Origin of the sequence: Streptomyces sp. rh34 (genome assembly GCF_002551245.1) — a bacterium.
In the GTDB taxonomy this organism is placed as follows: Bacteria; Actinomycetota; Actinomycetes; order Streptomycetales; family Streptomycetaceae; genus Streptomyces.
On the sequence record NZ_NTGZ01000208.1, the window covers coordinates 1 to 12,766 of the forward strand.

General features: G+C 71.3%; 9 protein-coding genes. All 9 read left to right on the forward strand.

The genetic code is table 11. The features are described 5' to 3' along the window. On the forward strand, positions 1-475 hold a 475-nt coding region (locus CR470_RS28545; RefSeq protein WP_143663893.1), incomplete at its 5' end, for an ROK family protein. Between the two features lie 213 nt (positions 476-688). Further along, on the forward strand, positions 689-2,212 hold the full coding sequence (locus CR470_RS28550; protein ID WP_179892395.1) for a sugar ABC transporter ATP-binding protein: 1,524 nt from the start codon (positions 689-691) through the stop codon (positions 2,210-2,212). After that, a complete protein-coding gene (locus CR470_RS28555) occupies positions 2,209-3,258 on the forward strand; it encodes an ABC transporter permease (protein ID WP_097870389.1) in 1,050 nt (349 codons plus the stop codon). Before CR470_RS28550 ends, CR470_RS28555 begins: the two co-directional genes overlap by 4 nt. 79 nt (positions 3,259-3,337) lie before the next feature. Beyond that, positions 3,338-4,372 carry a substrate-binding domain-containing protein gene (locus CR470_RS28560; protein WP_097870390.1) on the forward strand — a complete coding sequence of 345 codons (1,035 nt, stop codon included), beginning with the start codon at positions 3,338-3,340 and terminating at the stop codon, positions 4,370-4,372. Positions 4,373-4,443: 71 nt separating this feature from the next. After that, entirely contained in the window at positions 4,444-5,688 is a 1,245-nt protein-coding gene (locus CR470_RS28565; RefSeq protein WP_097870391.1) for a Gfo/Idh/MocA family protein, read from the forward strand. Positions 5,689-5,694: 6 nt separating this feature from the next. Next, complete coding sequence (locus CR470_RS28570; RefSeq protein WP_097870392.1) at positions 5,695-6,699, forward strand: sugar phosphate isomerase/epimerase family protein; 1,005 nt, start codon at positions 5,695-5,697, stop codon at positions 6,697-6,699. Positions 6,700-6,987: 288 nt separating this feature from the next. Then, positions 6,988-10,707 (forward strand): ThuA domain-containing protein, encoded by a 3,720-nt coding sequence (locus CR470_RS28575; protein WP_097870393.1) that lies wholly within the window; start codon positions 6,988-6,990, stop codon positions 10,705-10,707. Positions 10,708-10,800: 93 nt separating this feature from the next. Continuing rightward, the gene (locus tag CR470_RS28580) at positions 10,801-12,003 is read left to right on the forward strand and encodes an inositol-3-phosphate synthase (protein WP_179892396.1); all 1,203 of its coding nucleotides are present in this window, start codon (positions 10,801-10,803) and stop codon (positions 12,001-12,003) included. Next, the coding region (locus CR470_RS28585) for a UbiA family prenyltransferase (protein ID WP_179892397.1) at positions 12,000-12,766 on the forward strand (767 nt) is incomplete at its 3' end. The genes CR470_RS28580 and CR470_RS28585, both read left to right, overlap by 4 nt.

The window sequence follows — 12,766 nt, forward strand, 5'->3', positions numbered from 1 at the left end:
CATCCAGGCGGACCCGGACGGCCGGGCCTGCGCCTGCGGCAACAAGGGTTGCCTGGAGGCCCACTTCAGCGGCGCCGCCCTCGCGCGGGACGCGGAGGACGCGGCCCGGGAGGGCAGCTCGCCGGAACTCGCCGCCCGGCTGGAGGCGGCGGGCAGCCTCACCGCCGCCGACGTGGCCGCCGCCGCCGCTGCCGGGGACGCCGCCGCGCTCGACCTGATCCGCGAGGGCGGCAACCGGCTCGGCCAGGTGATCGCGAGCCTGGTCAGCTTCTTCAATCCCGGTCTGGTGGTGATCGGCGGCGGGGTCACCGGCCTCGGTCACAACCTCCTCGCCAGTGTCCGCACCCAGGTCTACAAGCAGTCCCTCCCCCTGGCCACCGGCAATCTCCCCATCGTGCTGGGCGAGTTGGGGCCCACCGCCGGAGTGATCGGCGCGGCCCGGCTCATCAGCGACCACCTCTTCTCACCGGCCTGACCACAGGGCCGTACGCATCACCGTCTTGGTCAGGTACCCGGCACCAGTCAGGTACCAGTCAGGTACTCGCTCGTCAGGTACCAGTCAGCAGCCGTTCGCGGTGCCGTCGGCTCCACGGCACCTCCAGCCCTGCGCCCTGTCCGCTCACCGGCCCTCCCCGGCCCCTCGGCACCGCCCGAGCAGGGGAGACCCCATTCGCCGAGGGGATTCGTCATGGCACCAGAACCACCCCTGCTCACCATGTCCGGCATCACCAAGCTCTTCCCGGGCGTCCGCGCCCTGGACGGCGTCGACCTGGAGGTCCAGGCCGGCGAGGTCCACTGCCTCCTCGGCCAGAACGGTGCGGGCAAGTCCACCCTCATCAAGGTGCTCGCCGGAGCCCACCAGCCCAACGACGGCGAGATCACCTGGCGCGGCGAACCCGTCCAGCTCAAGTCGCCCATCGCGGCCATGCGCCTGGGCATCGCGACCATCTACCAGGAACTCGACCTGGTCGAGGGCCTGTCGGTGGCCGAGAACGTCTTCCTCGGCCACGAGCCGACCAGCGCCGGCTTCATCGTCCGTACGGGGGAGGGCCGTTCCGCCGCGAAAGCGCTCCTGGCGCGTCTCGGGCACCCGGAGATCGACCCCGCCCGGCAGGTCGGGGAGCTCTCCGCCGCCCAGCAGCAGATCGTCTCCATGGCCAGGGCGCTCTCCCACGACGTCCGGCTCATCGTGATGGACGAGCCCTCCGCCGCCCTCGACCCCGACGAGGTCGACAACCTCTTCCGGATCGTCGACGGCCTCACCGCCGACGGAGTGGCCGTCGTCTACATCTCGCACCGCCTGGAGGAGATCCGCCGCATCGGCGACCGGGTCACCGTCATCAAGGACGGCAGGACCGTGGCCGTCGGGCTGCCCGCCGCCGGCACGCCCACCCGAGACATCGTTGCCATGATGACCGGCCGGGACGTCGCCTATGTCTTCCCGCGGCGCCCGGAAGAGCCTGCCGCCGCCACCGCCGAACCCGTCCTCCGGGTCCAAGGCCTGTCCCGCAAGGGTGAGTTCGCTCCCGTCGACCTGGAACTGCGGCCCGGTGAGATCGTCGGCCTCGCCGGACTCGTCGGCTCGGGCCGCTCGGAGATCCTGGAGACCATCTACGGAGCCCGCAAGGCGTCCACCGGGACCGTCACCGTCGGCGGCAAACAGCTCCGCCCCGGCAGCGTCCGTGCCGCCGTCGCCGCCGGTATCGGTCTCGCGCCCGAGGAACGCAAGGCGCAGGCCCTGCTGATGACCGAGTCGGTCACCCGTAACGTCTCGGTCTCCTCCCTCTCCCGCTTCGCCCGGGTCGGCTGGATCGACCGGGGCGGGGAGCGGAAGGCCGCGCGGAGCGCCACCCGTGAGCTCCAGATGCGGCCCGACAACCCGGACGCCGCCGTCCGCACCCTCTCCGGCGGCAACCAGCAGAAGGCGGTCCTCGCCCGCTGGCTGCTGCGGGGCTGCCGGGTCCTGCTGCTGGACGAACCCACCCGTGGCGTCGACGTCGGCGCGCGCGCCGAGCTCTACGCCGTGATCCGCCGGCTGGCCGACGAAGGCCTCGCCGTTCTGCTCGTCTCCAGCGAAGTGCCCGAAGTCCTGGGCCTCGCCGACCGGGTGCTGGTCCTCCGCGAGGGCGAAGTGGTCCACACGGCCCCCGCCCAGGAGCTCGACGAGCACCGCGTACTCGACCTCGTGATGGAAGGGAGCCCGACGCCATGACACAGCCCGCCCCGTCGGCGCAGCACAACGGGCCGGACAAGGGGGCCCTCACCGGCCCCTCCGACACGCCCTCGAAGCCGGGCGGCGGGAGGCCGGCCCTCGGTCTGCGGCTCGACGTCCGGATCCTGTCCCTGCTCGGCGTCCTCGCCGCCCTGATCCTGGTCGGCGGCATCACCGAACCGGACGCCTTCCTGGACACCGGGAACCTTCAGCTGATCCTGACCCAGGCCTCCGTCATCGGCGTCGTCACCGTCGGCATGACCTTTGTCATCATCAGCGGCGGCATCGACCTGTCCGTCGGCGCGATGGTCGCCCTCGCCTCGGTGTGGGCGACGACCCTGGCCACCCAGGAGTACGGCTTCGCCGGCATCGCGTTCACCGCGGTCATCGTCGGCCTCGCCGCCGGACTCGTGAACGGCGTCCTCATCGCGTACGGGGGAATGGTCCCCTTCATCGCGACGCTGGCCATGCTCGCGTCGGCCCGCGGGCTCGCCCTCCAGATCACCGACGGCAAGACCCAGATCGTCACCGTGGACTCGGTCCTGGACCTCGGTCTGCCGGACTCCTACATCCTGGGCATCCCGCCGCTGGTCATCATGTTCGCCGTGGTCACCGTCGTCGGCTGGCTGATCCTGAACCGGACCACCTTCGGCCGCCGCACCGTCGCCGTCGGCGGCAACGCGGAGGCCGCCCGGCTCGCCGGGATCGACGTCCGCCGCCAGCGCCTCTACCTCTACCTGCTGTCCGGGCTGTGCTGCGGCATCGCCGCCTTCATGCTGATCGTGCTCGCCGGCTCCGGCCAGAACACCAACGGCAACCTGTACGAGCTCGACGCCATCGCCGCCGCGATCATCGGCGGGACCCTGCTCAGCGGCGGCCGGGGCACCATCGTCGGCTCCGTCCTCGGCGTCCTGATCTTCACCACGATCACCAACATCTTCGCTCTCAACAACCTCCAGAGCGACGTCCAGCAGATCGCCAAGGGCGCCATCATCGTCGCCGCCGTCCTCGTCCAGCGCCGCACCATGCGCGGCAGGGAGACCTGAGCACCCCGCGCACCCCGGCCCCTGAACGCCCCCGCCCCCGCACCTCGTACGCACCCACCGGATGAAGGGTCAGACCGTCATGCCAGAAACCAGCCGCAGAGGGCTGCTGTTCGGAACCGCCGCCGTCTCCGCGGGCGCGCTCCTCACCGCCTGTACCAGCAACGAGCCCAAGAAGACCGAGCCCGCCGCCAAGAGCGCCCCCGCCGACGACAAGCCGGGCAAGGCCGTCACCATCGGCTTCGCCGGACCGCAGGCCGACCACGGCTGGCTCAACGCGATCAACGTGAACGCCAAGTCCCGGGCGGAGACGTACTCCGACGTCACCCTGGAGATCACCGAGGGCTCCAACGACACCGCCGCCCAGATCGGCCAGGTCAAGACCCTCATCAACAAGAAGGTCGATGTCCTCGTCGTCCTCCCCGCCGACGGCAAGGCCCTCACCCAGGTCGGCCTGGAAGCCATGAGGGCGGGCATCCCCGTCGTCAACCTGGACCGCATCTTCGCCTCCCCGCAGGCCTACCGCTGCTGGGTGGGCGGTGACAACTACGGCATGGGTCTCAACGCCGGGCACTACATCGGCGAGCAGCTCAAGGACAAGCCGAACGCCAAGGTCGTCGAGCTCGCCGGGATCGACAACCTGGAGCTGACCAAGCAGCGCAGCCAGGGCTTCGCCGACGCCCTCAAGAACTACTCCAACATCAAGCTGGTGGCCCGTCAGGCCGCCGACTTCACCGTCGAGTCGGGCCAGGCCAAGATGGCCCAGCTCCTCCAGGCCCAGAAGCAGTTCGACGCCCTGTGGAACCACGACGACGACCAGGGCGTCGGCGCGCTCCGCGCCATCAAGCAGGCGGGCCGCGACGAGTTCATCATGGTCGGCGGCGCCGGCGCCAAGTCCGCGATGGACGCCATCAAGGCCGACGACTCGGTGATCAAGGCCACCGTCCTCTACCCGCCGACGATGGCCGCGTCCGCGATCGACCTGGCCCGGGCACTGGGCCAGAGCAAGGGCGTCAGCGGCCTCTCCGAGATGGAGATCCCGACCTCCCTGACCCTGTACTCCGCGGTCGTGACGAAGGACAACATCGACCAGTACCTGCCGACGGGCTTCAACTGACCGGGACTCCGGGGGATGCGGAGAGCGCATCCCCCGGCCCGTTACCGCACACCGACGAGGAGGAAGTCCGCATGGCCCGTAGTCAAGAGACGGAAACGCAAACCCCAGCACCTTCGCCGCAGCAGGCGCCAGGCACGCTCGGGGTCGGCATGGTCGGATACGCGTTCATGGGCGCCGCCCACTCGCAGGGGTGGCGCACCGCGGGACACGTCTTCGACCTGCCCCTGCGGCCCGCTCTCGCCGCGATCTGCGGACGCGACCGTGCGGCGGTCGACGCCGCGGCCGCCCGGCACGGCTGGGCGGCCGCGGAAACCGACTGGCGGGCACTGATCGCCCGGGACGATGTCCAGCTGATCGACATCTGCACCCCCGGCGACAGCCATGCGGAGATCGCCATCGCCGCCCTGGAGGCGGGCAAGCACGTCCTGTGCGAGAAGCCGCTCGCCAACACCGTCGCCGAGGCGGAGGCGATGGTCCGCGCCGCCGAAGCGGCCTCCGCCCGCGGACAGGTGGCGATCGTGGGCTTCAACTACCGCAAGGTGCCCGCGCTCTCCTTCGCCCGGCAGCTCATCGCGGAGGGCCGGCTCGGCCCCCTGCGCCATGTGCGCGCCACCTACCTCCAGGACTGGCTGGTGGACCCGGCCTCACCGCTCACCTGGCGGCTCAAGCGCGAGCACGCCGGGTCCGGCGCGCTCGGCGACCTCGGCGCCCACATCGTCGACCTCGCCCAGTACCTGACGGGCGAGCTGCTCACCGGAGTCTCCGCCGTGGCCGAGACCTTCGTACGGCAACGGCCCCTGCTCGCCGGGGCACCGGCCGGGCTCGTGGGCGGCGCCGACACGGTGGAGCGGGGCGAGGTGACCGTCGACGACGCGGCGATCTTCACCGGCCGCCTCGCCTCCGGCGCCCTGGCCTCCTTCGAGGCGACCCGGATGGCGGCGGGACGCAAGAACGCCCTGCGCCTGGAGATCAACGGGGAGCGGGGCTCGCTCGCGTTCGACCTGGAACGGCTCAACGAGCTGTCCTTCCACGACCACACCGAGCCCGCCGCCACCGCGGGCTTCCGGCGCATCCTCGTCACCGAACCCGACCACCCCTACCTGGAGGCCTGGTGGCCGCCGGGCCACGGACTCGGCTACGAGCACACCTTCGTCCACCAGGTCCGCGACGTGGTCCACACGATCGCCGACGGCACCGCGCCCGTACCGTCGTTCGCGGACGGGCTCCAGGTGCAGCGGGTGCTCGCCGCCGTGGAGGAGAGCGCCGCCAAGAATTCCGTGCACACCCCGGTCCCGTCCTCGGACCTCAGGAGGTAGCCGCTCATGCCCCGCCCCTTCACCCTGTTCACCGGCCAGTGGGCCGACCTCCCGCTGGAGGAGGTCTGCAAGCACGCCCGGGACTTCGGCTACGACGGTCTCGAACTCGCCTGCTGGGGAGACCATTTCGAGGTCGACAAGGCACTGGCCGACCCCGGGTATCTGGACACCCGGCACCAACTGCTCGACAAGTACGGGCTGAAGTGCTTCGCGATCTCCAACCACCTGGTCGGCCAGGCCGTCTGCGACAACCCGATCGACGAACGCCACCAGGGCATCCTGCCTGCCCGCATCTGGGGCGACGGCGAGCCCGAAGGCGTACGGCGGCGGGCCGCCGCCGAGATCGCGGACACCGCCCGGGCGGCCGCCGCCTTCGGGGTGGACACGGTCATCGGGTTCACCGGCTCCTCGATCTGGCACCTCGTCGCGATGTTCCCGCCCGTCCCGCCGCGCATGATCGAGCGGGGCTACGAGGACTTCGCCGAGCGCTGGAACCCGATCCTGGACGTCTTCGACGCCGAGGGGGTGCGCTTCGCCCACGAGGTGCACCCGAGCGAGATCGCGTACGACTACTGGACCACCAAGCGCGCGCTCGAAGCGGTGGATCACCGGCCCGCGTTCGGGCTGAACTTCGACCCGAGCCACTTCGTCTGGCAGGACCTGGACCCGGTCAACTTCCTCTACGACTTCCGCGACCGGATCTACCACGTGGACTGCAAGGAGGCCCGCAAACGCCTCGACGGCCGCAACGGCCGCCTCGGCTCGCACCTGCCGTGGGGCGACCCCCGGCGCGGCTGGGACTTCGTCTCCGCCGGCCATGGTGACGTGCCCTGGGAGGACGTGTTCCGGATGCTCCGGTCCATCGGCTACGAGGGCCCGGTCTCCGTGGAGTGGGAGGACGCCGGCATGGACCGGCTGACCGGTGCCCCGGAAGCGCTTGCCAGCCTCAAGCGGTTCGACTTCGACCCGCCGTCGGCCTCCTTCGACGCGGCCTTCGGCGGCGGCGAGTAGCGCGGACGCTCAAGCCCCGGGGGTTTGATCCGGACGACCGGCCCTGCCCCCGGGGCTGCCTCGCCCTGCCCGAAAACCGCTTTGTCCTGCCGGAAGCAGAAGTTCGACTTACCTGTCGCACAAGGGCTTTCCGTCGAGGACGAACAGGTCTACCGTCCACCACGTGTACACGACATGACTCGCGTCACCGGGGTCGCTCCCGTCCCCGGTGACGCACGCGCGGCAGTCCCCGCGCGGCACGGCACGGCTACACCCGCCCGTACAACCGGCACTCTCCGGAGGACCTACGTGCACAGAACCAGAAAGCGGCTCCTGGCCCGGACCCGCGTCCGTAAATCGCTCGCGCTGTTCACCGGCGGCCTGCTCGCCGCCGCGACCCTGACCCTCGGCTCCGCCCCCGGAGCCACCGCCCACCCGGGACACCCCGGGCACGAGGAGTCCATGGCGGAGGACTTCCAGCAAGTCACCCTGGCCAAGGGCGCCGAGGAGACCGGCGAGCCCATGTCGCTCGCCGTCCTCCCCGACCGCAGCGTGCTGCACACCTCGCGGGGCGGCGAGCTGCGGATCACCGACAGCGCCGGCAACACCCGGATCTCCGGCACCCTCCCCGTGTACACGCACGACGAGGAAGGCCTCCAAGGCGTCGGCGTCGACCCCGACTTCGCCGAGAACCGGGCGATCTACCTCTTCTACGCACCGCCGATGGACACCCCCGCGGGCGACGCCCCGGAGACCGGCACCGCCGCCGACTTCGCGAAGTTCGAGGGCGTCAACCGGCTCTCCCGCTTCGTCCTCAACGAGGACGGCACCCTCGACACCGCCAGTGAGAAGAAGGTCCTGGACGTCGCCACCTCGCGCGGCACGTGCTGCCACGTCGGCGGTGACATCGACTTCGACGCCGAGGGCAACCTCTACCTCTCCACCGGTGACGACACCAACCCGTTCGCCTCCGACGGCTTCACCCCGATCGACGAACGCCCCGACCGCAACCCGGCGTTCGACGCCCGGCGCACCTCGGGCAACACCAACGACCTGCGCGGCAAGATCCTGCGCATCAAGGTCGCCGAGGACGGCTCGTACACGATCCCGGAAGGGAACCTCTTCGCGCCCGGGACGGACAAGACGCGCCCCGAGATCTACGCGATGGGCTTCCGCAACCCCTTCCGCTTCTCCGTCGACCAGGCCTCCGGCACCGTGTACGTCGGCGACTACGGGCCCGACGCGGGCTCGGCCGACCCCAAGCGCGGACCCGCCGGGAAGGTCGAGTTCGCCCGGGTGACGAAGGCCGCCAACTTCGGCTGGCCCTTCTGCGTGGGCGACAACGAGCCCTACATCGACTACGACTTCGGCACCAAGGCATCGGGCGCCGCCTTCGACTGCGCCGCCCCGAAGAACGAGTCCCCGCACAACACCGGGCTCGTCGACCTGCCGCCGGCCCAGGCCGCGTGGATCCCGTACGACGGCGACTCGCTGCCCGAGTTCGGCACCGGTTCCGAGTCCCCGATGGGCGGGCCCGTCTACCGCTACGACGCGGACCTGGACTCCCCGGTCAAGTTCCCCGAGGCCTACGACGGCGACTTCTTCGCCGGTGAGTTCGGCCGCCAGTGGATCAAGCGCATCGAGCAGGACGCCGACGGCGGCGTCCAGTCCATCAACGACGTGCCGTGGTCCGGCACGCAGATCATGGACATGGCCTTCGGCCCGGACGGGGCCCTGTACGTCCTCGACTACGGCCTCGCCTGGTTCGGCGGCGACGAGAACTCCGCGCTCTACCGCATCGAGAACGCCACCGGAGGCCGCTCACCCATCGCCGAGGCCTCCGCGAACAAGACCTCGGGCACCGCACCCCTGAAGGTGAGGTTCTCCTCGGCCGGCACCGCCGACGGCGACGACGACCCGCTCACCTACGCCTGGGACTTCGGGGACGGCGGGAAGTCCACCGCCGCCAACCCGACGTACAGGTACAAGAAGAACGGCACCTACACCGCCACGCTCACCGCCAAGGACCCGACCGGCCGCACCGGCTCGGCCAGCGTCCACGTGACCGTCGGCAACACCGCCCCGACCGTGCAGCTGGAACTCCCCGAGGACGGGCAGCTCTTCGAGTTCGGCGACGCCGTGCCGTTCAAGGTGAACGTCAGCGACCCGGAGGACGGGACCATCGACTGCACCAAGGTCGAGGTCAAGTTCACCCTGGGCCACGACAGCCACGGCCACGACATCACCACCGAGCACGGCTGCGAGGGCACCATCAAGACCGCCATGGAAGGCGGCCACGACCCCAACGCCAACATCTACGGCGGCATCTCGGCCTCCTACACCGACAACGGCGGCGGCGGCCAGCCCAAGCTGACCGGCAAGGACGCCTCCCGGCTCCAGCCCAAGCACCGCCAGGCCGAGCACTTCGACGCCTCCTCCGGCGTCACCACACCGGCCAAGTCGAGCGCGCACGGCGGCAAGACCGTCGGCGACATCCACAACGACGACTGGATCTCCTTCAAGACGTACGTCCTGGGCGGCACCACCAAGCTCACCGCCCGCGTCTCGTCGGCCGGTTCGGGCGGCTTCCTGGAAGTGCGCACCGGATCGCCGACCGGCAGGATCCTCGGCTCGGGACCCGTCCCCGTGACCGGCAGCTGGGACACCTTCCAGGACATCGACATCCCGCTGCGCGGCGTGCCCAAGAAGCAGACGGAACTCTTCCTGGTCTTCAAGGGCGGCGACGGAGCGCTCTACGACGTCGACGACTTCGAACTGTCCAACACCCCCGTCGACAGGACCGCCAAGCGCGTCCTGGTCTTCTCCAAGACCGCCGGCTTCCGCCACGACTCGATCCCCACGGGCATCGCGGCCCTGAAGGAGATCGGCAAGGACACCAACATCACGGTCGACTCCACCGAGTCCGCCGCCCAGTTCACCACCAGCAACCTGGCCCGCTACGACGCCGTCGCGTTCCTCTCCACCACCGGTGACGTCCTCAACGCCGAGCAGCAGAAGGCGTTCGAGAACTACGTCGCCACCGGCGGCGGCTACGTCGGCATCCACGCGGCCGCCGACACCGAGTACGACTGGGAGTTCTACGGCGGCCTCGTCGGCGCCTACTTCGACTCCCACCCGCAGATCCAGCCCGCCACCGTCCGCGTCGAGGACCACGACCACCCCGCGACCGCACACCTGGACGAGGAGTGGGAGCGCACCGACGAGTGGTACAACTACGGCACCAACCCCCGGGACAAGGCCAAGGTCCTCGCCACGCTCGACGAGACCACCTACACCGGCGGGAACATGAAGGGCGATCACCCGATCTCCTGGTGCCAGACCTACGAGGGCGGCCGCTCCTTCTACACCGGCCTCGGCCACACCAAGGAGTCCTACGCCGAACCGGCCTTCCGCAGCCACGTGCTGGGCGGCCTGCGCTACGCCACCGGCCAGGTCAAGGCCGACTGCAAGCCGGACAAGGACTACCGGCCCATCTTCAACGGCAAGACGCTGGAAGGCTGGAAGCAGGCGGGCCCGGGGAAGTTCTCCGTCAGTGACGGCGCCCTGCACTCCGAGGGCGGCATGGGCCTGCTCACCTACCAGGCCAAGGAACTGAAGTCGTACTCGCTGAAGCTCGACTGGAAGATGACCGGCGACGACAACTCCGGCATCTTCGTGGGCTTCCCGGAGTCCGACGACCCGTGGTCGGCGGTCAACAACGGGTATGAGATCCAGATCGACGCCACCGACGCCGCCGACCGCACCACCGGCGCCGTCTACACCTTCAAATCCGCCAACATCAAGGCCCGTGACCGCGTCCTGCGGCCGCCGGGACAGTGGAACAGCTACGAGATCAAGGTCCAGGGCGAACGGCTGCAGATCTTCCTCAACGGAGCGAAGATCAACGACTTCACCAACACCGACCCGGCCCGCAGTCTGAAGGACGGCTACATCGGCCTCCAGAACCACGGAGCCGACGACCAGGTGTCCTTCCGTGACATCCAACTGAAGGAGCTGCCCCCGAAGTAGGGCGGCCGCCTCTGCCGACGACGGGCGGGGGAAGCACACACCTTCCCCCGCCCGTCGTCCCCCACCCCCGACATCGCCCCAGGGAGGCAGCCCGTGACCGCACGCGCCGATCGTGAAGGCCGAACCGACGCCCCAGGCCGCATCGACACCCCGAGCCCCTCGGAGGCCACCGGCCCCGCGAGCGCCGCGGGCCGCACCGGCGTCTGGTTCATCGGAGCACGCGGCTCCGTGGCGACCACCGCCACCGCGGGCTGCGCGGCCATCGCCGCGGGCCTGCACCCGCCGACCGGCATGGTCACCGAGACGCCCCCCTTCGCCGACAGCGGTCTGCCCGCCCTGACCAGCCTGGTCTTCGGCGGCCACGACACCCTCGACTGCCCGCTCGCCAAGCGGGCCGAAGCCCTGGCCGACGGCGGTGTACTGCCCCACGGACTGCCCTCCGCCGTACGCGCCGACCTCGACGCCGCCGACGCCGAGATCCGCCCCGGCGGACCGCTCCCCGGCGACACACGCACCGACCAGGAACTCATCGCCGCGTTCGCCGCCGACCTCACCGACTTCGCCCACCGCCACGGTCTGGCCCGCACCGTCGTCGTCAACGTCGCCTCCACCGAACCCGCGCCAGGACCCGATGACACCCGGCTGCCCGCCAGCTCGCTCTACGCGGCCGCCGCCCTGCGCGCCGGCTGCTCCTACGCCAACTTCACCCCGTCCACCGGCCTGCGCACCCCCGCGCTCACCGACACCGTCGCCTCCAGCGGACTTCCCCACGCCGGACGCGACGGCAAGACCGGCCAGACGCTGCTCCGTTCCGTACTCGCCCCGATGTTCCTCCAGCGCGCCCTCGCCGTACGGGCGTGGTCCGGGTCGAACCTGCTGGGCGGCGGGGACGGGGCGGCGCTGGCCGATCCGGCGGCCGCCGCCGCCAAGAACGCCGGCAAGGAACGCGTCCTGGCCGACACCTTCGGCACCGCCCCCGAGGGCGAGGTGCACATCGACGACGTGCCCGCGATGGGGGACTGGAAGACCGCCTGGGACCACATCGCCTTCGACGGCTTCCTCGGCTCCCGCATGATCCTCCAGACCATCTGGCAGGGCTGCGACTCGGCCCTCGCGGCCCCGCTCGTCCTGGACCTGGCACGGCTGCTCGCACGCGCCCACGAGGCCGGGATCAGCGGCCCCCTGCCGGAACTCGGCTTCTACTTCAAGGACCCGGACGGCGGCACCTCGCCGGCCCTCGCCGAGCAGTACACGACGTTGCTCACCTTCGCCGAGCGGCTGCGGGCCCAGGCATGAGGCGGCGACGGCGAGCCCTCCCGGCCGCGCTCGCGGCGGCCCTGTCGGCGCTTCCGGCCGGGCGACGGAACGGTTTCGCACACGGCGGGGGAACGACCGCCGCGACCGATGATCGTCTGTCCGGTGCGGGTGGGACTGCGCCCGCACCGGACAGGCCCGAACCACCCCCCACCGGCCGGAGCGGGGAGCCGGGAGCGGACCCCGGCCCGGCCCGGCCCGACGCGGGACCCGACCGGGGCGCGCCCCGGGATCGCCTGCGGGCCTGGGCGGAACTGCTGCGGGTCTCCGCCCTGTTCTCCGTGCCCGGGGACGCCCTGGCGGGCGCGGCGGCGGTGGGCCGCCGACCCGGCCGGGGCACCGCCCTGGCGATGGGCGCTTCGCTGTGCCTGTACGAGGCCGGTATGGCCCTCAACGACTGGGCCGACCGCGACGAGGACGCCGTGGACCGGCCGCACCGCCCGATCCCCTCGGGCCGGATCAGCCCGGCGGCGGCCCTGGGCGCGGCCGGGGTGCTGACCGCGGCGGGCCTCGCCCTGGCGGCCCGGGCCGGCCGCCCCGCGCTGACCGTCGCCACGGGCTTGGCCGCCACGGTCTGGGCCTACGACCTGCACCTGAAGCACACGAAGGCGGGCCCCGCGGCCATGGCAGCGGCCCGCTCGCTCGACCTGCTGCTGGGCGCGACGGCGACGGCGACGGGGCCCGGTGCGCCGGGTGGGGGAGGCCGATCCGACAACGTTGCCGGAGCGGCGGCCCCGGCAGGGGC